Source organism: Mucilaginibacter roseus, assembly GCF_021215455.1.
In the GTDB taxonomy this organism is placed as follows: domain Bacteria; phylum Bacteroidota; class Bacteroidia; order Sphingobacteriales; family Sphingobacteriaceae; genus Mucilaginibacter; species Mucilaginibacter roseus.
This window is the reverse complement of sequence record NZ_JAJPWV010000003.1, coordinates 40,856-63,229: the sequence shown is the minus strand read 5'-3', so window position 1 is coordinate 63,229 and position 22,374 is coordinate 40,856. Positions and strand designations below refer to the sequence as shown.

The 22,374-nt window shown below is 44.8% G+C and carries 18 protein-coding genes; 10 read left to right on the top strand and 8 right to left on the bottom strand.

Going from position 1 to position 22,374, the window contains the following annotated elements; translation table 11 throughout:
• Window positions 1–270: 270 nt before the first annotated feature.
• Complete coding sequence (locus LT679_RS09375) at window positions 271–2,511, top strand: GH92 family glycosyl hydrolase (protein WP_232177209.1); 2,241 nt, start codon at window positions 271–273, stop codon at window positions 2,509–2,511.
• 68 nt (window positions 2,512–2,579) lie between these two features.
• Here LT679_RS09375 and LT679_RS09370 read toward each other — a convergent pair whose 3' ends face one another.
• Window positions 2,580–3,146 (bottom strand): porin family protein, encoded by a 567-nt coding sequence (locus LT679_RS09370; protein WP_232177208.1) that lies wholly within the window; start codon window positions 3,144–3,146, stop codon window positions 2,580–2,582.
• Window positions 3,147–3,692: 546 nt separating this feature from the next.
• Here LT679_RS09370 and LT679_RS09365 point away from each other — a divergent pair.
• The 3 genes from LT679_RS09365 to LT679_RS09355 all read left to right on the top strand — a co-directional run bounded on the left by LT679_RS09365 (window position 3,693) and on the right by LT679_RS09355 (window position 6,452).
• Window positions 3,693–3,908 carry a CsbD family protein gene (locus LT679_RS09365; protein WP_232177207.1) on the top strand — a complete coding sequence of 72 codons (216 nt, stop codon included), beginning with the start codon at window positions 3,693–3,695 and terminating at the stop codon, window positions 3,906–3,908.
• A gap of 54 nt (window positions 3,909–3,962) precedes the next feature.
• On the top strand, window positions 3,963–5,726 hold the full coding sequence (locus LT679_RS09360; protein ID WP_232177206.1) for a S41 family peptidase: 1,764 nt from the start codon (window positions 3,963–3,965) through the stop codon (window positions 5,724–5,726).
• Between the two features lie 195 nt (window positions 5,727–5,921).
• Window positions 5,922–6,452 carry a hypothetical protein gene (locus LT679_RS09355; RefSeq protein ID WP_232177205.1) on the top strand — a complete coding sequence of 177 codons (531 nt, stop codon included), beginning with the start codon at window positions 5,922–5,924 and terminating at the stop codon, window positions 6,450–6,452.
• A gap of 93 nt (window positions 6,453–6,545) precedes the next feature.
• Here LT679_RS09355 and LT679_RS09350 read toward each other — a convergent pair whose 3' ends face one another.
• Complete coding sequence (locus LT679_RS09350; RefSeq protein ID WP_394800141.1) at window positions 6,546–8,663, bottom strand: prolyl oligopeptidase family serine peptidase; 2,118 nt, start codon at window positions 8,661–8,663, stop codon at window positions 6,546–6,548.
• Between the two features lie 543 nt (window positions 8,664–9,206).
• Between LT679_RS09350 and ispG the strand changes: the two genes are divergently transcribed.
• From ispG to LT679_RS09330, 4 genes are all read left to right on the top strand, one after another.
• Window positions 9,207–11,291: a (E)-4-hydroxy-3-methylbut-2-enyl-diphosphate synthase gene (gene ispG / locus LT679_RS09345; RefSeq protein WP_232178063.1), complete on the top strand. Its 2,085-nt coding sequence runs from the start codon at window positions 9,207–9,209 to the stop codon at window positions 11,289–11,291.
• 11 nt (window positions 11,292–11,302) lie between these two features.
• Window positions 11,303–12,112: a 5'-nucleotidase, lipoprotein e(P4) family gene (locus LT679_RS09340; protein WP_232177204.1), complete on the top strand. Its 810-nt coding sequence runs from the start codon at window positions 11,303–11,305 to the stop codon at window positions 12,110–12,112.
• A 72-nt stretch (window positions 12,113–12,184) separates the two neighbouring features.
• Window positions 12,185–13,051 carry an aldose 1-epimerase family protein gene (locus LT679_RS09335; RefSeq protein ID WP_232177203.1) on the top strand — a complete coding sequence of 289 codons (867 nt, stop codon included), beginning with the start codon at window positions 12,185–12,187 and terminating at the stop codon, window positions 13,049–13,051.
• A gap of 90 nt (window positions 13,052–13,141) precedes the next feature.
• Window positions 13,142–13,486: a hypothetical protein gene (locus LT679_RS09330; protein ID WP_232177202.1), complete on the top strand. Its 345-nt coding sequence runs from the start codon at window positions 13,142–13,144 to the stop codon at window positions 13,484–13,486.
• A gap of 59 nt (window positions 13,487–13,545) precedes the next feature.
• Here LT679_RS09330 and LT679_RS09325 read toward each other — a convergent pair whose 3' ends face one another.
• Both LT679_RS09325 and LT679_RS09320 read right to left on the bottom strand, forming a co-directional pair.
• Window positions 13,546–14,307 carry a PLDc N-terminal domain-containing protein gene (locus LT679_RS09325; RefSeq protein WP_232177201.1) on the bottom strand — a complete coding sequence of 254 codons (762 nt, stop codon included), beginning with the start codon at window positions 14,305–14,307 and terminating at the stop codon, window positions 13,546–13,548.
• A 65-nt stretch (window positions 14,308–14,372) separates the two neighbouring features.
• Window positions 14,373–17,108: a DNA gyrase/topoisomerase IV subunit A gene (locus tag LT679_RS09320; protein ID WP_232177200.1), complete on the bottom strand. Its 2,736-nt coding sequence runs from the start codon at window positions 17,106–17,108 to the stop codon at window positions 14,373–14,375.
• A gap of 204 nt (window positions 17,109–17,312) precedes the next feature.
• Here LT679_RS09320 and LT679_RS09315 point away from each other — a divergent pair, with 204 nt between their 5' ends.
• Complete coding sequence (locus LT679_RS09315) at window positions 17,313–17,741, top strand: nuclear transport factor 2 family protein (RefSeq protein ID WP_232177199.1); 429 nt, start codon at window positions 17,313–17,315, stop codon at window positions 17,739–17,741.
• A gap of 63 nt (window positions 17,742–17,804) precedes the next feature.
• Here LT679_RS09315 and LT679_RS09310 read toward each other — a convergent pair whose 3' ends face one another.
• Together LT679_RS09310 and LT679_RS09305 are read right to left on the bottom strand one after the other, a co-directional pair.
• Complete coding sequence (locus tag LT679_RS09310) at window positions 17,805–18,311, bottom strand: YdeI/OmpD-associated family protein (protein ID WP_232177198.1); 507 nt, start codon at window positions 18,309–18,311, stop codon at window positions 17,805–17,807.
• Complete coding sequence (locus tag LT679_RS09305; protein ID WP_262909287.1) at window positions 18,298–18,816, bottom strand: GyrI-like domain-containing protein; 519 nt, start codon at window positions 18,814–18,816, stop codon at window positions 18,298–18,300. Before LT679_RS09305 ends, LT679_RS09310 begins: the two co-directional genes overlap by 14 nt.
• A gap of 197 nt (window positions 18,817–19,013) precedes the next feature.
• Between LT679_RS09305 and LT679_RS09300 the strand changes: the two genes are divergently transcribed.
• On the top strand, window positions 19,014–19,436 hold the full coding sequence (locus tag LT679_RS09300; protein WP_232177196.1) for a nuclear transport factor 2 family protein: 423 nt from the start codon (window positions 19,014–19,016) through the stop codon (window positions 19,434–19,436).
• A gap of 86 nt (window positions 19,437–19,522) precedes the next feature.
• On the opposite strand, the gene LT679_RS09295 is transcribed toward LT679_RS09300, so the two are convergent.
• On the bottom strand, window positions 19,523–20,971 hold the full coding sequence (locus LT679_RS09295) for a TolC family protein (RefSeq protein WP_232177195.1): 1,449 nt from the start codon (window positions 20,969–20,971) through the stop codon (window positions 19,523–19,525).
• 29 nt (window positions 20,972–21,000) lie between these two features.
• Window positions 21,001–22,374: an HlyD family secretion protein gene (locus LT679_RS09290; protein ID WP_232177194.1), complete on the bottom strand. Its 1,374-nt coding sequence runs from the start codon at window positions 22,372–22,374 to the stop codon at window positions 21,001–21,003.

The window sequence follows — 22,374 nt, the reverse complement described above, 5'->3', positions numbered from 1 at the left end:
ATATTGGTTTGTTAGTCAGGGCTTAATATAAAATTCAACTAAATTGATCGCTAAAAAAAGCAGGTGCTGCTGCGGCGGCTAAAAAAGGTGTTGTGCAAACGTTTGCACTGGCTACGCAAACGTTTGTTCTATTTTATTATATCCTACTAGAATTGCTCCGTCACAAAAATTATATACAATAAAGCTTTAGCATGTCGGTACAGATTATAACTTTGGTTAATCGTTTAAGCAAGCTGATGCGCTGCTTATAAACCATTACAAACAATATCCATGATCAAACAAATTAAGCGTTGCGTGTCGGCGTTAACATTATTGTCCGCTTGCAGTTTGCCAGGCCTGGCCCAGCAAAATTCAGGTGAAGGAAATCTTAAATACGTTGATGCTCGCATTGGCAATGTTGGCGCTTTGCTTGAGCCAACGAGGCCTACGGTACAATTGCCTAACCAGATGATGCGCATGTTCCCCATACGCAAGGATTACCTTGACGATCAGATCAGCAGCTTTCCTTTTCTGATCGTATCGCACCGTATGGGTGAAGCGTTTAGCATAAAACCAACTACCGACGCGGTTACGGCCAAGGCCTTTAACCAGCGCATGACGTATGACCATGACCTGGAAGTGATCCGTCCATGGTACTATAAAACATACCTCATCGACCAGGATATTACGGTAGAATATGTGCCGGGTATAAAAACAGGCATCTATAAATTTGAGTTCCCGGCAAAAGGCGAGAAGAACCTGTTACTGGGCACTTACAATGGCGATGAATCAACGTGGAGCATTAAGGATACTGAGGTAACCGGCATTGAAACCTATCATGGTGATATTAAAATTTATACCTACGGTACGTTGAATCAAAAAGGTACGGCCGGTATCATTAACAATGGCGCTCCTGCCGCCGGTGCAACTGTTAACGGTAAAAATATCAAGGCCTTTATCAGCTTCAGTAATGCGGCAAGCAATACAGTTGAGCTAAAATATGCCGTGTCATTTATAAGCGCGGAGCAGGCTAAAATAAATTATGAGGCGGAGTTTAAAGGCAACCGCGGTTTTGATCAGGTTAAGCAGGCGGGCGAGCAGGCCTGGAGCAAGGTAATTAACCAGATTGACGTTAAGGGCGGCACCGAAGCACAGAAGCGTAGCTTTTACTCAGCCTTGTACCGTTGCTATGAGCGCCCGGTAAATATCTCTGAAGGCAATAAATATTATAGCGGTTACGACAAAAAGATACATGAAAGTAAACGTACTTTTTATGTAGACGACTGGACTTGGGACACCTACCTGGCGCATCACCCGCTACGCACCATACTTGATCCGGCGCAGGAAGAGGATATACTAAACTCCTATGTAAATATGTACCAGCAAAGCGGTTGGGTCCCAACCTTCCCGGTACTATTTGGCGACCATGCCTGCATGAACGGTTTCCACTCAACTGTTACTTTTTTGGATGCCTACAACAAGGGTTTGCGTAATTACGATACTAAGGTAGCTTACGAGGGTATGCGCAAGAACGCTACCCAGGCTACCATGATGCCATGGATGAATGGCCCTAAAGGTCCACTGGAAGATTTTTATTACGCTAACGGCTATATTCCCGCCCTGCATCCGGGCGAAAAGGAAACGGTACCCGGCGTGCACGGTTTTGAAAAGCGCCAGGCCGTAGCAGTAACGCTTGGCGCCAGTTATGACGATTGGGCGCTGGCACAATACGCTAAAAACATAGGTAAAACGGCCGACTATAACCTGTTCATCAAACGTGCGGATAACTATAAAAAGCTATGGAGCGAAAAGGATATGCTGTTTATGCCTAAGGATGACAAGGGTAAATTCATCAACATTGACCCTAAGTTTGACGGTGGCATGGGCGGCCGCGATTACTATGATGAAAACAACGGCTGGACTTACCAGTGGCAGGTGCAGCACGATGTACCCGGCTTAGTAAACTTGATGGGCGGTAAAGAAAAATTTGAAGCCCGTTTAGATCAGCTTTTCCGCGAGGGGTTGGGTCGCAGCAAGTATGAGCTGCAAGCTAAATTCCCGGATTTTACGGGCATTGTAGGCCAATTTTCAATGGGTAATGAGCCAAGCTTCCACATCCCATACCTGTATAATTTTACTGATGCGCCATGGAAAACACAGAAACGCATCCGCTTTTTATTAGACGTTTGGTATAAGGATAACATATTCGGTATACCGGGCGATGAAGACGGTGGCGGCATGACGGCTTTTGTGGTGTTTTCGTCGATGGGTTTTTACCCGGTTACTCCCGGTAAGCCGGTTTATACAATTGGCAGCCCAATGTTTGAAAATGTTACGGTTGATTTGCCGAACGGCAAAAAGTTCAAGCTGGTCGCCAATAAGGCATCAGTTGAAAATAAATATATACAAAGCGCTAAACTTAACGGAAAGGTACTGAACACGCCTTGGTTTACGCATACCGACCTGATTAACGGCGGTACACTTGAATTGGAAATGGGCCCTAAACCCAATAAGCAGTGGGGTGTACAGTAAGTAACGTTACTAAAACAAAAAGCGCTGAGTGGTTTACACGTCAGCGCTTTTTGTTTTAAGCATGGCTGTTAAAGAAATTTAAAACCAACGCTTAATGCCCACAGGCTTTGGCGCTGATCAAAGTAGTTGCTTACCTTGCTTAAACCGCCTTCGTAACGTAAGTCAACGGTAATGTTGCCTATATCAACGCCGCCACCGGCCTGGAAGCCAAGGGTGCTGCTTTTGTAATTGCGGAAAGCTTCGTTCACGTTATCACCAAAGCTGCGGCTGTCGCTTAATATAGCCGAATAAATCGGGCCTGCGGCTAAGTGGAAGTTCAAATCTTCCTGGCCAAAGCTTTTGCCTACCAGCACCGGGATGTTCAGGGTTGTAAAGCGCACTTTACCGCTGTACCTATTGTCATCGCTTTCAAACTTACCGCCGCTGCTGCCCAGGTACAGTTCGGGTTGTAAAAACCAATCAGAACCAAAGCGGGCGAAACCGCCTACCTGGTAACCCGTAACGCTTGATTCTTTCAACTCATCAGTATTAATTTTAGAGAACGTGATGCCTGCCTTAGCACCAACCGAAACCTGCGCTTTTGCACCGATGACACCGGCCACCAGCAAGGCAATTGATAGAAGATACTTTTTCATGTTGTGTAAAAATTTGGTTCAACATCGGTTTAGATGTTGGATACTTAACAATAGTTTAACCGGTTTGTGTTAAATTTAACAGGCATTGAGCTGGGATAGTTTATTAAACCAATCCCAGACTCCCCTCAATAGGGGATAGCATCTACATAAAACAGCACAAACCGTAAATAACCTATCCTACAGGCATCAGAAGTGCCCGGAATAGTACAGACCCTGCCAAAGCTGATGCTGTTACCGGGCAGGGCGTAGCCGGCGATTTTGTTTTTTTTTGATCGCTCAAAAGAAATTGAGGACAAATAATGAAGCGATTTTAAGATTGTAATTTTGTGAAGCAGTTGTGCGTTATTACCGTCAGTCTGCTCTTGCCGCACGGGCCAGTTACTTTATCTTAGATACAAAGTAGCCAAACATCAAGCCGGAAAGAACTTCATCCTACGCTCTTTTTGAATTGTGCGTCATTAACTTAATAATTAAAGTCTATGTCAAGATTACACAATTCCATAAATTACATTTTTTTATATTTTTGCATCAAACTCATTTATAACCATGGCCGAAATAAGCATTAGCAACCAGGACTGGAGCCGCGTTAAAATAAAATTGCAACGCAAATACAACCATCTTACTGATGCGCAATTACAATATACCGAAGGGCAGGAAGATAGCCTGATCGGTCGAATTATGGAACTCGTGAACCGCGACCGTGATTACGTGGTATTCACCCTCAAAAAAGCGCTGGTTAATATTGATAACAACCGCCTGTAAAATTTAAAGCCCCCCGCAAAAACCGGGGGGCTTTTTTGTACATTTATGTTTTTAATGATGATGAAAATTGTGAACGCGAAGGTCAGAAAATATAAAGTACAGCTTATTACCGCCTGCATTGTTGCTGCCGCCGTTATTACATTCGGCTTTAAAGATGATCTTTTCCAGATATCAAAAAACCTTGATGTTTTTGCCTCGCTTTACAAAGAGGTAAATATTAATTATGTAGATGATATCAACTCCGCCAAGATGGTGAAAACCGGGGTTGATGCCATGCTGAACGGTTTAGACCCGTATACAGAGTTTGTGCCCGAATCGGAAATAGAGGATTTTAAGCTGCATTACGTAAGCACACAATATGGGGGCATAGGTGCATCAGTATTTACGCGGGATAACAAGGTTTTTATCTCCGATGTGTTTAGCGGTTTCCCGGCGCAGAAGAATGACATACGTGCGGGCGACCAAATATTAAAGATAAATGATATTACCCTCAACGGTAAAAACAATGAAGAAGCAAGCCAGCTGCTGAAAGGCCCCAAAGGAGCGCCGATAAAAATTGTGCTTAAACGCGCCGGCGAAGTAAACCCAATTGAAAAAAGCATTTTGCGCGATGAAATAAAGCAGCCCAACGTAACTTATTATGGTATGGTTGACGGTAATATGGGTTATATAAAGCTCGATAAATTTCTGGAGCGCTCAGCTGAGGAAGTGAACAATGCGCTTTTAGCCGTCAAAAAAAATAACCCGGCGGGTATAATACTCGACCTGCGCTCAAACGGTGGCGGTATTTTGCAGGAAGCTGTTAAAATAGTAAACCTGTTTGTGCCTAAGGATATAAAGGTGGTGTCTCAAATGGGCAAAATAAAAGAGAAGAACTATGTATATGCCACGCAAACTAATCCTATTGAACCTGATTTGCCGCTGGTGGTTTTAGTAAACAATCGTTCGGCATCAGCTTCAGAAATTGTGGCCGGTTCACTACAGGATCTGGACAGGGCCGTGGTAATAGGCCAGCGCAGCTTTGGTAAGGGGCTGGTTCAGCAATCATTCAGCTTGCCTTACAATAGCCTGGTTAAAATAACTGTGGCTAAATATTATACCGCATCTGGCAGGTGTGTACAGGAGCTTGATTACGCACACCGTAAAAATGATGGCAGTGTGGTTAAGGTTGCAGACTCATCAATCCATGAATTTAAAACCAAAAACGGCCGCTCTGTTTATGATGGCAGCGGTGTATCGCCGGATATTGAGGTTAAACGTGAGAAGTTTGCGCGCATTACGCAAACGCTGGTAGCTAAATTGCTGATATTTGATTACGCCACGCAGTATAAAAACACTCACCCCAAAATAGCCGATGCCAGGTCGTTCGCGCTTACCGATGCAGAGTATGACGATTTTGTAAAGTATCTGGCTGGTAAGGATTATAAATATACCACCGTAACCGAAACGCTTTTAAATAGCCTGAAAACTCAGGCCACCAACGAGAAGCAATTCGGCGAGATACAGGCCGAGTACGAGGTGTTGCGCAATAAACTGCTTGCCAGCAAGGGTAACGACTTAAAACAGCATAAGCAGGAGATTAAAGAATTGCTTGAAAATGAAATATCGGCGCGTTATTATTTTGAAAAGGGACGTTACGAAACCCATTTCAAATATGATAAGGAACTGGCCGAGGCTGTTAAAACTATGAAAGATAAAACGCTGCTTGCTGCGGTATTATCAGGAGAGGGAAAATACAAGACCATTGGCAAACCTCAATTGGCGGCCGTAGCAGTAAAGAAAGATGGGTCTGCCACTGATAGCGACGAAGATGAATAGCAAGCAGCTTCGGTACACTATCAGTTAATTATTTAATTATTGCTATAGGGTTCAATAATATTATTATACACAATAATAGTTTTTATATTTCTGAAATTCAGCGTGTTAATAATTTTTATTATTCTCGCATAGCTTACGTTTAAACTTTTTGCGCTGCATGGTTGTCTTACCATCATAACACAACTAATAAACGTTATGAAAAAGTTTATAATAACAACTGCCATTGCTTTAAGCTTTTTAACTATACAAAAGGCAAGTGCGCAGTTAAGCGTAAATATAAATATTGGTAGCCAACCTGCATGGGGCCCTGTTGGGTACGATTATGTAAACTATTATTACCTGCCTGATATAGATGCATACTATGACGTACCGGCACGCCGCTATGTGTATTTAGATAATAACGTATGGGTACACCGCACCTATCTGCCAACACGTTATCGCAATTATAACTTGTATAACGGCTACAAGGTGGTAATTAACGACCGTGATCCATGGCGTAACCATACTGTGATACATAACAAATATGTAAGCTACCGTGGTCGCCCAAGTACAACCGTTATTCGCGATAGCCGCGATGCGAAGTATGTTAAATATCGTACCGTTAACCGGGTAAAAGTTAAGCATCATGGTCCTAATAAATCATTTGTTAAAGTAAAAGGCAAAGGCAATCCAGGTCACGGCCCGGCACATGGCCGAGGTAACGGACATGGGCATGGCAAACACTAAAAAAGTTTCTGTCTTAAAAAAGTAGTAATGTAAATGTAAAACGGCTGCCTGATGAGGGCAGCCGTTTTTTTTATATAATCTGAGCTTGTCTGTTTACCACTTAACGCCCATATTGTAAAACATGAATGACCACTTATCTGCCTGTTCGCTGATAATTTGAGCGGTTGAGCGACCTGCGCCATGGCCTGCATTGGTTTCAATACGGATCAGTATTGGAGCGTTGCCTTTTTGCATTTCCTGTAAACGCGATGCAAATTTAAAGGAGTGCGCCGGTACCACACGGTCGTCATGATCGGCAGTGGTAACCATGGTAGCCGGGTAGCTTGCCGGTTTAATGGCATGATATGGCGAGTATTTGTACAGGTACTCAAACATTTCCTTTGAATCCTCGGCCGTGCCATAATCATACGCCCAACCTGCGCCTGCGGTAAACTTGTTGTAGCGCAGCATATCCAATACTCCAACCGCCGGGAAGGCTACCTTGCAAAGGTCAGGGCGTTGGGTTATGGTAGCGCCAATCAGCAAACCACCGTTTGATCCGCCTGACACAGCCAGGTAATCCTTCGAGGTATATTTGTTTTTGATCAGGTATTCTGCCGCCGCGATAAAATCGTCGAAAACGTTTTGTTTGTTGAGCTTGGTACCGGCAAGGTGCCATTTTTCGCCATACTCACCGCCACCACGAATGTTAGGTACGGCATAAATACCACCGTGCTCCAGCAATACAATATTTGAGGTGCTAAAACCCGGCGTCATGCTCGCGTTAAAACCGCCGTATGCATATAGCAACAACGGGTTTTTGCCATTCATCACGGTGCCTTTTTTATAGGTGATGATCATCGGTATTTTGGTGCCATCCTTAGAATTATAAAATACCTGTTTCGATTCATAAAGATCAGGGTTAAACTGTACTCCTGATTTTTTATATAATTCTGATTTCCCGGTGGCGATATCGTACTTGAATATTGTGGCAGGGTAGATGTATGAGGTAAAGGTATAATATAACTCCTTCTCCTCTTTTTTAGCACCAAAGCCACCTGCCGAACCTACTGAGGGCAAAGTGATATTGCGTTCCAGTTTGCCATTCATGTCATATTGCTGCACAAATGAGGTCGCATCTTTTAAGTAGCTGGCAAATATTTTACCGCCGCCGGTTGATATGTTCAATACATTCTCGGTTTGCGGAATAAGGTCCTTCCACTGAGAAGATTTGGGATTGTTAAAATCAACTGTAACCAGGCGATAATTAGGCGCATTTAAGTTAGTGTGGATGTACAGCTTTTCGCCAACGTTGTCGACAATGCTGTTATCATTATTAAAATTATCTACGATGTTAACGATCGGGCTGCCCGGTTTGCTCAAATCCTGGATGTAAAGCTCGTTACCCGTAGTAGTGGTAGCCGCACTGATCACCAGGAAGCGTTCATCTTCAGTTAAACCGGCACCAATATAACGGCGCGGTGTCTTCTCGCCGCCGAAGATCAGCTTATCCTCGGTTTGCGGAGTGCCCAGTTTGTGATAATATAGTTTATGATACTGGGTTAAGCCTGCAAGTTGGCTGCCCTCTTTAGGCTTATCGTAGCTGCTGTAGTAAAAGCCATCGTTACCATGCCATGATGTGCCCGAAAACTTTACGTCGATCAGCGTATCGCCAACCACGGTTTTATCATCAGTTTTTAAAACGATCACCTTGCGCCAGTCAGACCCACCTTCTGATATCTGGTAAGCGGCCAGGCTGCCATCCTTGGTGAAGCTTATGCCGGCCAATGAGGTGGTGCCATCTTTAGAGAACTTATTTGGATCGAGGAAAATCTCCGGCTGGCCTTTATCAACCTGGCGCCAAAGCACGGATTGGCTTTGCAGGCCATCGTTTTTATAATAATAGGTATACTTACCCTCTTTAAAGGGTGCGCCGTATTTCTCGTAGTTCCAAAGTTTGGTCAGGCGTTCCTTAATTTGTTCGCGGTAAGGTATCTGCCCTAAATAGTTTTGGGTAACCTTATTTTCTTCTTGCACCCAGGCTTTAGTGTCTTCGGCGCGGTCATCTTCGAGCCAGCGGTACGGGTCAGGAACGGTGGTGCCAAAATAAGCGTCGGTTACGTCGCCCTTTTTAGTTTTAGGGTAAGGTAGAGTTTTAATATTCATGGTTTGTGCATGCGTATAGCCGTAAAGCATAACGGCCACGCCAAGTAGTGAGGTAAATTTTTTCATCAATAATAAATGATTATGAGGCGTAGCAAGATACAAAAAATTAGTACCTCTTGATAGCACTCCGTGAGTTGAGGAACCTAAGAAAACATTGATCAGGAGTTTGTACTTTAATCACCGTTAGTCTGCTCTTGGGCGCAGGGCCCAGTTACTTTACCTTAGATGCAAAGTAACCAAACATCAAGCCGGAAAAAACCTTCATCCGCACAGGCCATACTCCCGACCCGGTTTTCCGGCAGGCCTACGCTTCTTTTTTATTTGATAGCATATTTTGGTTAAGCACAGACGGCTAAATACTCAACAACCGGCATCAGTAATGCCCGGAGTAGCACAAGCACTGCCAAAGCACAACCTTTCACCGGGCAGGATGTAGCCGGCAGTTTTTCTTTGGTTACTTTCTTTTGCCTGCACAAAAGAAAGTGACAACCACTAACAATCAACAAAGCATATCCCAATACTCATAAGCACTAAAATAGCGCACCAATATTTTTACCATTCCTATAGCATTACATTTTCGTACTTTTGCTTAAATATATCTTTGATAGCATGAATGCTGATGCCGTTAAGCAGCTGAAGGGCCGCTACTGTAATTCGTTAACAGAATACTCGCGCTTTGTTACCCGTGAAGTTAAGATTGGTGATGTACCTTTGGGCGGCAATAACCCCATCCGCATACAGAGCATGACCACTACCGACACGATGGACACCATAGGTACGGTTGAGCAAAGCATCCGCATGATTGAGGCCGGTTGTGAGTATATCCGTATTACCGCCCCCAGCATTAAGGAAGCCCAAAACCTGGCTGAAATAAAAAAGCAATTACGCATGCGTGGCTACAACGCCCCGTTGGTTGCCGATATTCATTTTACGCCCAACGCTGCCGAAGTTGCCGCGCGCATAGTTGAAAAAGTACGCGTTAACCCCGGTAACTATGCCGACAAAAAACGCTTTGACCAGATAGATTATACCGATGCCGAATACCAGGGCGAACTGGAGCGCATCTATCAAAAATTCGCGCCGCTGGTGGGTATCTGTAAAGAATATGGCACCGCCATGCGTATCGGCACAAACCATGGCTCACTGTCTGACAGGATCATGAGCCGTTACGGCGATACCCCGCAGGGCATGGTGGAGTCGGCTATGGAGTTTATACGTATTTGCGAACTGCTGGATTACCGTAACCTGGTGGTTTCCATGAAATCGAGCAATCCACAGGTAATGGTTCAGGCTTACCGTTTGCTGGTTGAAACCATGGTAGCCGAGGGCATGAACTATCCATTGCACTTGGGCGTTACCGAGGCTGGCGACGGCGAGGATGGCCGCATTAAATCAGCCGTAGGCATAGGTACTTTGTTAGAGGATGGCCTTGGCGATACCGTACGCGTATCCCTCACCGAAGAACCTGAAGCCGAAGCACCGGTAGCCATCGCGCTGGTGGAGCGGTATAGTAAGCGGAAGTCCGAAAGTCAGGAAGTCGGGAAGTCCGAAAGTGGAAATAAATACATAACTCCCTCTCCTGTGGAGAGGGACGGGGAGAGGTACTCTCCCTACGAATATAAACGCCGCGAAACCCTTGAGGCAAACGCCTTTATTGGTGGCCACATGGTGCCGAGGGTGGTGGTTGATCTGTCGCAGGCTAATTTGAAAGATCCATCAATTTTGAATGATGCCGGGTATTTGTATTCGCCTATACTAGATAAATATAACATGGCCGAGCAATCGGTTGATTTCGTTTACCTGGGCGATAACCTACCATCATTTACCTTTCCGGGCAACCTGAAACAGCTGTACAACTATAAAACATGGGCAGGTTTAACCAACAAGTTTTTATGCCATCCGGTGTTTACGCTGAATGAATATACGGATGCTTCGGTCGACCGTTCATCGCCGTTGAATTTGGTGCATGTAACTGCTGATGATCTGAACGGTCAAGACTTCACCAATATTCCTAACGATGGCTCATTAGTATTCGTTTTAGAAACGGATAAAACCCACGGCATGGCCGATCAGCGTAAGTTCTTTTTCAAATTGATGGAACTGGGGTTGAATACACCGGTGATTGTTAAGCGTAAGTATGACCTTGTAGACCATAGTCCATCGACCATAGACCATGGTTCGACATATGATTTTGCAAAAGACCATGGACTATCGACCATGGACCATGGGCTAACTTTACTCCAACTTTACGCCGCTACGGATATGGGCGCTTTATTAGTTGATGGCTTTGGAGATGGTATATGGATTGATGCGCCGGGTTTGCCTACACAGGCTATTACTTCAACCTCGTTCGGTATATTGCAGGCTACACGTTCACGCATCTCAAAAACTGAATATATATCGTGCCCCAGCTGCGGGCGTACGTTGTTTGATCTGATGATTACAACGCAGATGATCCGCAGCCGTACCAGCCACCTTAAAGGGTTGAAGATCGGCATAATGGGTTGCATCGTAAATGGTCCGGGCGAAATGGCCGATGCTGATTATGGCTACGTAGGTTCAGGCACCGACCGCATCACCTTGTACCGCGGCAAGGAAGTGGTTAAAAAGAATGTGTCATCCGAAAACGCTTTGGACGAACTGATCAACATCATCCGTGAAGATGGTAACTGGATTGAGCCGGTAGAGAATTAAGTTTTTGTTTAATGATTGATAAAATAAAACTGCCGCTTGTTGTGGCGTTATGCACTTTCTTTTGCGCGTGCACCGTTAAGCATCAAACCATACAAACCCGTTCCATAGCCAATAATGGCAAGGCATGGGCTTCGGTATGGCAACAACGGGCTGCGGAATACAAAGCCTTGTGTTTTCAGGCCTATAACAGCGCTCGTGTTGAGGTTGATCGGGCAGTGAAAATACCGACAGATAAACCACTGGCCATCGTTACAGATATTGATGAAACCGTGTTAGATAATAGTCCATACGACGCACAGCGTGCGTTCAATAACCTGGAGTACGATACCAAAACCTGGAAGCAATGGACGGCCAAAGGCATAGCCGACACAGTAGCCGGCGCTCCATCATTTTTAAAATATGCTGCATCAAAAGGCATCACCATCTTTTATATTACCAACCGCGATGAAGAAGAGCGTGCAGGTACATTGAAAAACCTGCAACGCTATGGTTTGCCTGATGCGGATAACGCGCACCTGCTGCTTAAGCAAACCTCATCAAGCAAGGAGAGCCGCCGCCGGCAAGTATTAAAAACGCATAACATTATCATGCTTTGCGGCGATAATCTGGCCGACTTTGATGCTTTGTACGATAATATACCCGGCGAGCAGAACCGTGATCAGGTTACGCAGAAGTTGACTAACCTGTTCGGTACTAAGTATATTGTGTTGCCCAACCCCTCGTATGGTGATTGGGAAGGTGCCTTGTACAACTGGAACTATAAACTTAGCCCCGCAGAAAAGGATTCGGTTATTCGTGCCGCTACCAAAACAGACCGGTAGTTGCAGGTTATTATAATTTTAGCATTTTTGATGTTGTATAAACAATTAAACATCAGCTAAAGTTATTTATCTATGACTACTATTGAGAACGAACACCTACGCGTATCAATCCGTAACAAAGGCGCCGAACTTACATCAGTATACAATAAGGCAAATGGTATCGAGCAGCTTTGGCAGGCCGATGAGTCGGTTTGGCCTTGGCATGCACCCAATTTGTTCCCGATAGTGGGCATGGTGCTCAATAACGAGCTTTTGGTTGATGGCGAAAAGTACACACTGCCGCGCCACGGTTTTGCCCGTAACAGCGAGTTTGTTTTAATTGACCAAAGTGAGGTGCACGCCACTTTCTCGCTGCCTAACAGCGCCGAAACCTTGAAGGTATATCCTTATAAATTCGATTTTCAAATCATTTATACGCTTATTGAAAATGCCCTGCGGGTTACTTATAAGGTGATCAATCTGGACGACCGTACCATATACTTTTCAGTTGGCGGGCACCCGGCTTTCAATGTACCTTTTACAGCAGGCGAACAGTACGATGATTACTATTTGGAGTTTGAAACAGAAGAGGAACTAAACCGCTTTGTGCTTTCAGACGGCGGATTTCTGACCGGTCAGACCGAGCCTGTACCGTTAGATAGTAAAAAGCTCCGCCTAACTAAAGAATTGTTTAACCGCGACGCGCTGGTGTTTAAAAATATTAAATCAAAAATGCTGGTTATCAAAAGCGAAAAGCACGATAAAACGCTAACTGTTGAATACCCGCATTTTGACCACCTGGGCATATGGGCAAAACCAGGTGCCGATTTTGTTTGCATTGAACCATGGTTGGGCTATACCGATACCGAAGGCCACCCGAACGACATCAGCCAAAAGGAAGCCATACATTCCCTAAAACATGGCCATACGTTTGAGGCTGCTTGGTATGTTAGCGTGTAAGTATGTGCATGTTAAGTAATTGCAAATTCTCAAAACATTTCAAAGCGTTTAAATATTATTCTGTTTTAAACTCATAATAATTTAACCGCTATGAAAAGGAAAATTTATCTATTAGCCACTACCATGCTGCTTACTTTAGCTGCCTTTACCAGCAATGCCGCTACTTACAACGACGACAAGAAAGACGGCGTTAACAAAGAGGCCATCGCTAACATGACCGAGGAGCAAAAGCAAGCCCGTGTTGAAGAAATAAAATTACGCGTTGCCGAGATCAAGGCAATGGACAAATCAGAGCTTACCAAAGCTGAGCGTAAAGAACTTAAAACTGAGCTTAAAGGTTTAAATAAAGAAGCTCAGGCACTTGGTGGTGGTGGTGTTTACCTATCTGTAGGCGCTATTATCATCATCATCCTGGTACTGATCCTGATCCTGTAATCCGGACGATACAAATACTTTAATGAAAAAGCAGCGCAATTTATTGCGCTGCTTTTTTTTTACGCGAATTTGCCTGACTGCAATTTCTTTAATTCCGAATTGGCGTAGCTGAACCACTTGCGGTTGCTTTTGCGTTCAACCGGTGTTAGGTGCGGTTGCTCTTCCAGCATATCGGCCAGTACTTCAGCCGCATCAGCGGAGCGATCGTTACGTACCAAAAATAACGCGTATTCATATCGTTGCTCAAAGTAGGAGTAGCGGCCCTTCATTAATTTAAATTCAGATTCAGCCTGTTCTGTTTTGCCGGTTTTTTCGAGCGCGATTGCGTATGAAATATGTGAGCGTGAACGGATAAATTGTGGGAGCTTATATATTTTTTGAGCGGTAGTGATGGTGTCTTCATAGCGTTCGCTCTGGTTATAAGCGATGATGAGTTGTTGTAAAACATGCTCATTCTCGGCAAAAGCGCCGGTGAGGCTACCTTCATACAAGTCAATAGCTTGTTGGATATATCCACCTTCCAGGTAGGCATCAGCCAGTTTAATGCGGTTGGCAAAGGTATCGCTAAAACGCAGTTGCTCCTCCAGGCGTTTATATTTTACACCGGGATTGATGATAGCCTTAACATCGATATTAGGTTGACGCATACGGCGGCCTGATAGTACTTCTGAATACAAGTAAGCTATACACCCAATAACCGGTAGGATGATAATTACCCACAGCCACTTTTGCTGATGGCCGTTGCGTATACAATGGATGGCGCAGATGCCTTGTAAAACTAATGGTATATAATAGAGATAGCCGCTATCAAAAGGAAACATAAAGAGGAATCAGTTATAGATGATAAAGTACTAAGTACCATCAAATATAACCAATTCCTTTTGCTTTAAAACAAGCCTAACTGCCCGCCTTTATCATCTATATCTACGTCATCGGGATTGGTAATCTCGAAACCTATCTTCTTAACCGGTTTTTCTTCGGTAGTATTATTAACCGACGCATCTGCGGCCGGCGGCGCGTCAACCGTGGTCTTATTTTCCGGAGTTTGGATGATCTCGGTAGCTTCAACACTGTCCGGCGCCGGGTCTGGTACATCGGCGGCATCGTCATGCTCGGCAATCAGTTCAACAGTTTGCACTACGTGTGCCGACAGGCGGTTGCCCATCGCTTTCATTCCCTTAACATCTATCAGGTCGGCCAGGTTAAGTTCAACCACTTCGGCTACCTGAGTTTTACCTTTCAACTGCTCAACTTTAACTACCGTCTGCGCTGCGCCGGAGATAATGATCAGTTTAGATCCGCTTTCATCACTGATGATGCTGGTTTGCCTGCCTATTGCGGTATTTTCAAATACAAAGCGCTTAACCATGTAGTTCTTCGCTTTGCCCTCAAAATGTACCACAGTGTAAACCTTCTCCGGATCGTATTTTTCAATTACGATCATCTTATCATCGAAGTGGTTGTTCAGGTCAAAGCTTGTTAACTCGTAAACGCCATTGCTCATGACCGTCAATACGCGGTCGTCGCCATCAAACTCACCCAGGTATTTGCCGCGGCCATCGGCATTCAGGCGTTTAAGTACTTCATCATACCATATTTTACGGCCGGCAAGCGTACTCACACCTTTACTTTTCAGCGTGATCTTTTTAACCGGATACTTGGTTACAATATTACCCATTGAGCCACGGCCCTTGATGCCGATCTCTGCAAAATCCAGGTCGAACTGTAATTTTTTAAGCTTGGAGTGCGGTTTTAGTTGTATGTTGATCACCTCGGCCTCGCCGTTAGGGTTAGCGCTAAAGTATAATGATTTTGAGCCTTTGGTGCCCTTGGTCAAGTCGTACTCCTTATCGCGCGTGATGCCGGTAACCGCAAAGCGTTTAACATAGCTTACGCCACTTTCGCCATCCTTATATACCATATTATAAATGGTGCGCTCATCATTCTTTTTAAACACCGCTACGTGGATGATATCCTTACCCACAAATACTTTATCCTGGATGCGCACTACGCTAAAACGGCCATCACCGCGGAAAACAATAATATCGTCGATATCCGAGCATTCGCCAACCAGTTCTACATTATCGTCACGCTTTAAGCCTGAGCCCACAAAGCCATCTACGCGGTTTACATACAATTTAACATTGGCCAGTGCTACCTGTGCTGCTTCAACCTTGTCGAAAGTGCGAAGTTCGGTTTTACGGACACGATCCTTACCGTATTTATCCTTTAGTTTTTCAAACCATGCGATGGCATAATCTGTAAGGTTTTTAAGGTGATTTTTTACCTCCTTTATTTCTTCCTGCAGGTTTTTGATCTGCTCATCCGTCTTTTTAACATCAAAGCGGGTGATGCTGCTCATTGGCTTATCAATTAGCCGCTTGTAATCCTCGGGCAATATTTCGCGGTAAAACTGCGGAAAAAAGGGCTCGAACAAACGGTTAAGCACGCCCACTACTTCCTCAAAGTTGGTTGAGCTTTCGTAGTCCGGGTGCTTGTACATCCCTTCCTGGATGAATATCTTAAGCAGCGAGCTGAAGAATATCTTTTCCATCAGCTCCTTAAGCTTGATCTCGAGCTCCTGTTTAAGCAGATCCTTGGTGGTTTCGGTACATTCCACCAGCATATCATTCACACTTACAAAGCGTGGCTTATCATCCTGAATTACGCAGGTGTTGGGCGATATAGATACTTCACAATCGGTAAAGGCGTAAAGCGCGTCAATCGTAACGTCGGGCGATATACCCGGCGCCAGGTGAATAATGATCTCCACATCACGCGCCGTGTTATCCTCAATCTTCTTGATCTTGATCTTGCCCTTGTCATTAGCCGCTATCACGCTATCTATTAAACTGCCGGTTGTTGTGCTAAAGGGTATCTCGGTAATAGCAAGTGTTTTTTTATCACGCTCCACTATACGTGCACGTACCCTTACGCGCCCGCCACGCTGACCTTCGTTGTAGTTTGAGCAATCGGCCATACCGCCGGTGCTAAAATCGGGCATCAGGTTAGGGCGGTTGCCGCGCAGTACTTCTACAGAGGCGTCGAGCAGTTCAACAAAGTTATGCGGCAAAACTTTAGTTGCTAAACCAACGGCAATACCTTCTGCACCCTGAGCAAGCAGTAACGGAAATTTAACCGGAAGCGTTAGCGGTTCCTTATTACGGCCGTCATAACTGGCTTGCCAGTTGGTAGTATCCGGGTTAAAAACAACTTCGTTAGCAAACTTTGAAAGGCGTGCCTCAATATAACGTGGCGCCGCTGCCGAGTCGCCGGTTACCGGGTCGCCCCAGTTACCCTGTGTATCTATTAGCAGGTTTTTCTGTCCTATCTGTACCATGGCATCACCTATGGATGCATCGCCATGCGGGTGATACTTCATGGTGTGGCCAATAACGTTGGCGGCTTTGTTAAAGCGGCCGTCGTCCATCTCTTTTAATGAGTGCAGTATACGGCGTTGTACCGGCTTTAAGCCGTCATTAATGTGCGGTACGGCACGGTCAAGTATTACGTACGATGCGTAATCCAGGAACCAGTTTTCGTAAAGGCCATCAAGTGAGGTAACATTGTTTAATTTTTCTTCGCCGTTAGCAGGTATATCGTTATTCAGATCGTCACTCATTTATAAGCAATAAAAAATATGGATAGGTAAAGATACGGCATCCCGTGCTATTATCTAAGTCAACTTTTGAACATGTTAACCTAAATGCTTTGCAATTAGCACTTTTCTTAAAAATTTTATTCAGCAGCTGTAACCTCTTTAAATCTCGGGGTGTCTTATAATAAAAACAATAACAAATTAAGTTAACCCCTTAACTACCGTATCATGAAAAATTTAAAAGTAATACTTGCCCTGCTGCTGATGCTACTTGGCGGAATGGCAAAAGCCAACAATGATGACGATTACAAACTGACAAAAACATACGCTACCAACATTTATGTAGAGGCGGTAACGCTTGGCAAAATGGAAGGCTTTGAAAGTATACTGGATAAAGACGCCAAGTTTTGCATACTGATGGGCAATAAGCGTGTGGCTACCTACGGCAAGGCAGAAATGCTGAAGTATATGGAAGCAAACCTAAAAGGAATTAAACAACTGTGCGATACCCATAGTGCCGTTGTTGAGGAGAACGGACAAATGTCTGTAATTAAAGTAGAAATGAAGTATGGTAACTTTACGCGTACCAACTACGTGACCTTTGCTGACACAGGCAAAGGCTGGAAAATTACTAATGTTTGCTCGGTATATAAGTAAGCGTTGGTGTATAACAATTGTGTTTAAAGGGTCCCGATTTGGCTTTCAGGGACCCTTTATATTTTATTCCTTTCGGGATGCGCGCAGCATTTGGCCGTAATCCCACCGGTTTACCAGGGCGTTTACAGTTAACGCGATACGCTTGTCGCGCGTGGGCTGTGTTTTGGCGCTGTCAATCCACTTAACAAAGTAGCCGCGGTGCGATGGTGTGAGCCCGTAAAAATATTCAGCGGCTTCAGGTTCATATTCCAGGCATTCGGTTAAATCGTCGGGCACTTCAATCTTAAAATCTTTATCTTCTTCTAACTGTACATGTAGCATAGCGCCCTCGCCCTTGCGGATACCCCTGCGCATCAGCGCGTTTACAGGCAAGATAAAACTACCTTCGCCTGCGGGCAACAGCGCTACACCTGCAATGGCAAAGCCATCCAGCATACCCCGCACACGGAACGAGCGTTTATGACCCGGCTTAAGTTCCTCGGCTATATCAGCAGGTATTTCAATGTAGGTCCAGCCAGTTTTGTCGCCGTTCTCAGAAAACTGTAATATAATAGTATTAAATGTTATCATAACCGGGTTTAGGTTTTACGGGTATCCATATTTCTTCTTCGGACGTAGGGTCGTTATTTTTATACTTTTCACCCAATACCTCGAAATGCGGGCGGTTATCCAATACGTAATCTGATGCGGGCAACCACTCAGACAATATATAGTTGAAAATGCTTGCGTCCGCGCTCGAACCCTGGTAATTAAATACCGCATACAGGCCACCGGGCAAATCAAAGGTTTCCATGCCTTCAGGCACAACCGCACCGGCATCAACTTCTACCAGCGCCCATTTTTCAAACTCGCGGTGCGCATCAAAAACTTTGAAATAATCTGCCGGATAAACCTGTAATGAATATAGATCGTTTGATAAAGCACCGCTTATTTCTTTACGCCGGGACATAAAGTTTTGCCATAGAATTTCGGTTTTGTTATTAGCAATGCTGGTGGTTACATGCATGCCCACTAATTTTTTTGAAACTATTTGTTGTAAAGCAGGCGGTTTAAATGAGTGAGTTTGCAACGGCATAGGCATGTAATTACAATACGGTTAAATAAAGTTGCCTTTATGCTATCAAAACAAGTAATTTAAGGCCATTTGTTAAATATATGTTAAAAGTGAACATAAGGCTAAAATTGTTGTAACGTTTGCAATAGTGCTACTGTCTTATAGATATAAAAACAAAACATAATTTATTTATTACAAACCTTTTAAACAATAATATCATGAAAACCTTAAAATCAATCCTGTTAGGCTTAGCATTAATCATAACCTCAAACTTTGTTAAAGCCGATGACATTGCCAAATTAACAAAAGATTACGCTGTTAACACCTATATTGAAGCCGTTGCACACGGTAAACTTGATGGTTTTGCCCAGGTGCTTGACAATGGTGTTAAATTCAGCATGATGCGTGGCAGCCAAAGCCTGAACTTCAGCAAAAGCGAAATGCTGAACTTCATGAAATCAACTAAAAATACCGATCAGGAGTGTAAAGTAAATACTTCAACAGTTGAAAGCAACGGCGAGGTTGCCATTGTAAAAGTTGACCTTGAGTATGATGGCTTTACCCGCAGCAACCTGGTAACTATTACCAATACCGGTAACGGCTGGAAAATTACCAGTGTATACTCAACCTTTAAAGCATAATTGCATAATTAGTTTTAGTTTATTCTTTCATCAAAAAGGCCTGAAGCAGATAATTGCTTCAGGCCTTTTTGTTATGCGGCTACTTACTATTGCTCTGTAGCTGCTTGCGTGGTACCTGCTTTGTAGTAAAGCTCGGCCAAGGTTTTTTCATAGCTGGCTACCATGCTCTCGCGTTTTATTTTCATATCAATCAGCTTGCTTTCGCGGCTATTGATCAGGAAGAGTGTACTCTCACCCAATTCAAACTTCTGTAGCTCACCGGTTAACAACGTTTGCTGGTTATTAATGCTTTGCACTTGCACCACTAATTGCGAGCGGTAAGCATTCAGATCGTTATATGACGAGCGGATGTTGTTGCTTATTTCGCGGCCATACTGTTGCAGGTCGTAGTTCAGCTGTTGTTGCTTTATTTTAACCTCACGTAACTTTCCACGCTCTTTACGCAAAAACAGCGGGAAGGCAAATTCTATACCTACCTTGTAATTACTCCAGTTAAAATCGTAGTAATCGGGTACATAGGTGTTAAAATCGCGTCGGGTGGATAGTAGTGAACCACTAACGTTGATTTTTGGCTTAAGCATCTCCTGGCGGTAGCGCCTGTCAATATCAAGCTGTGCGTTTTTAGCTCTTAGCTTTAATAACTCGGGGTGCTGTTGGTCTGCCTGGCCCAGCAGGTTTTCAAGCAGGGCATTATCGGGCAACGTAATTTTGTTATTTACCGCCTGCGGTACAGCATTTGGTGGTAGCTCAAGTGGTGTGCCTTCGGCATTCCATAGGTGGTTTGATAGTATAAGCGCCGAGTTTTGCAGGGAAATAGTACTTTTTGCAAGTTGTATCTGCCGCTCCTGCACCGTAATGCTTGCTTCTACCGAGTCGATAGGTGGTTTATCGCCAATTAGTGTTTGCCGCCTTACAGCTTCAAAACGTTTTTCGGCAAGCGTTACGCCCTCCCTCAATAACAGGTATTCGCGATAAGCGTAGTACCAGGCCCAGTAATCCTTGGCAGCGGTGTACCAAACGCTGTTTATCTGTTTAACCTTTTCAGCCTCGGCATAATTAACCATAACCTTGGCCTGTTGCAGGGTGCTGCGGCGTTCGTCAATAAGCAAACCCTGCCCCAGCGGAATGGTAAGGCCCACGCCTGTAAGCCCCGAAAGGGGTGTACGGGTTTCCGGATTGGTGTAAGTACCCACGCTGCGGTCATACCCAACCTTCAAATCGGCACCGGCTACGTAAAGTGGAACCTTAAGTTCGCTGTTCCAGTTATTATAATATTCAGTATTGCCAAAAAGCTTACGCCCGAATGAGGCCTTAATGGCAGGATCAAAATATCCGGATGACTGCAGCACGTTAGCTTTTGCAGCTTCGCTTAGCAATGCCGCCTGTTTTACTATAGGGTGATTGCGAAAAACAATCTCTTCTAGATCATCAAGCGAGAAAACCTTTCCGGTATCAGTTGCCGCCCTTGGCTGTGCCACAGCGCCATGCGCGCTAATGAGCATCAGCAGTCCGGCTATGTATCTTCTAAAATTCATAGTTATTTACTTAACTAAGTACAGCGGTTTTATTTCGATTTTTCTGCTGCTGTTTCATTGTCCTTGGGTTCTTTTTCCAGGCTTGGTGGGAAACCATTAAGCTGTCGCCATATTTCATACCATAACGGTACCGAGCGTAATATGATGCGGCCGTAGACGCCCGAACCCTGCCTCAATTGTATGGGCCATGGTTCATCCTTGTCAGGCACCGGGTTTGTTGGCCTGATAAGCACGCGGTACTTACCCCCGTTGCTGCTAACACGGTCAATAGCCCAAACCTTACCGGCAAAAGTGCCTACAGCAACTGATGGCCAACCCGAAAACTGTACCGATGGCCAACCTTCAAACTGCAGGCGCACATCGCTCGTATCTAAAATAAGCGGAACGTCCATAGCGTTAACATATAGTTCGGCGGCTATTTGCGGGTGCAGGGGTTGCAGGGTTACTATTGACTCGCCGTCCTTAATGTTCTCGCCAATACCGGCTTTAAGGGTTTTTACCACATAGCCATCCTGAGGAGCGCGTACAACGTAGTGGTCGCGCCTGACATCGATATTGGCGATATCATTACGCAGTTTGGCAATTTCGCCGCGCACGCTGGCTCGGCTTGATAACGCCGAACTCAGGTCAGACTGTGTTTTGGCCAAAGTTTCCTGGTATTTAGCGCGTATGTTGTCCAGATCGATGCGGGCGTTAAGCAACGCCTGGGTTGAATTGTTTAGCTTATTTTGCTGCCCAACTACTTTTGCCCTGTCTTCCTGAAGCTTTAAGCGGCGCGTTTCAATGTCGGTTAATGAGAACAGGCCGTCTTTAAAACCTTTTTCGTAACGGGCAAGCCTTGCCTTTGACGTTTCGTAATAGTTGGTTACCGCCACAAGATCGGCACTGTCCATCTTTACGTAGTTCTCTGCCTGGCGTACCTTGTTTTCCGCAGCGGATAACTGAAAGCGCAAGCCGTTGGTAAGCGCCTTTATCTGCGCTTCGGTTGCGTCTATTTTTTGTACCGCCGCTGTTTCACTGCCTTTCTTTGCTTCCAACTGTTCCTTTAATCTTAGCGGTAGTTCAGGGTCAAAGTACGACTGGCTGGTTTCGGATATTACAAGTATGGTATCGCCTTTTTTAACCTCTTGCCCGTCGCGCACAGCCCAGCGTTCAATACGGCCGCCAATTTGGTTTTGTACGGTTTGCGGGCGGTCTTCCGGCCTTAACGCGGTAACAGTTCCGCGGCCCGGTATGGTTTGCCGCCATGGCAGCAATAATATAATGATAAAGACAACGAGGCAAATCGTCATGATGCGGCCTAAAGTGCGTGAGCCTTTAACGCTAATGAGCTTTGTGCGTGATTGTTGGGCCAAAGCCTCCATCTCCTCGGCGTGGGCGGTGTTGTGTGATGCAGATGCCAT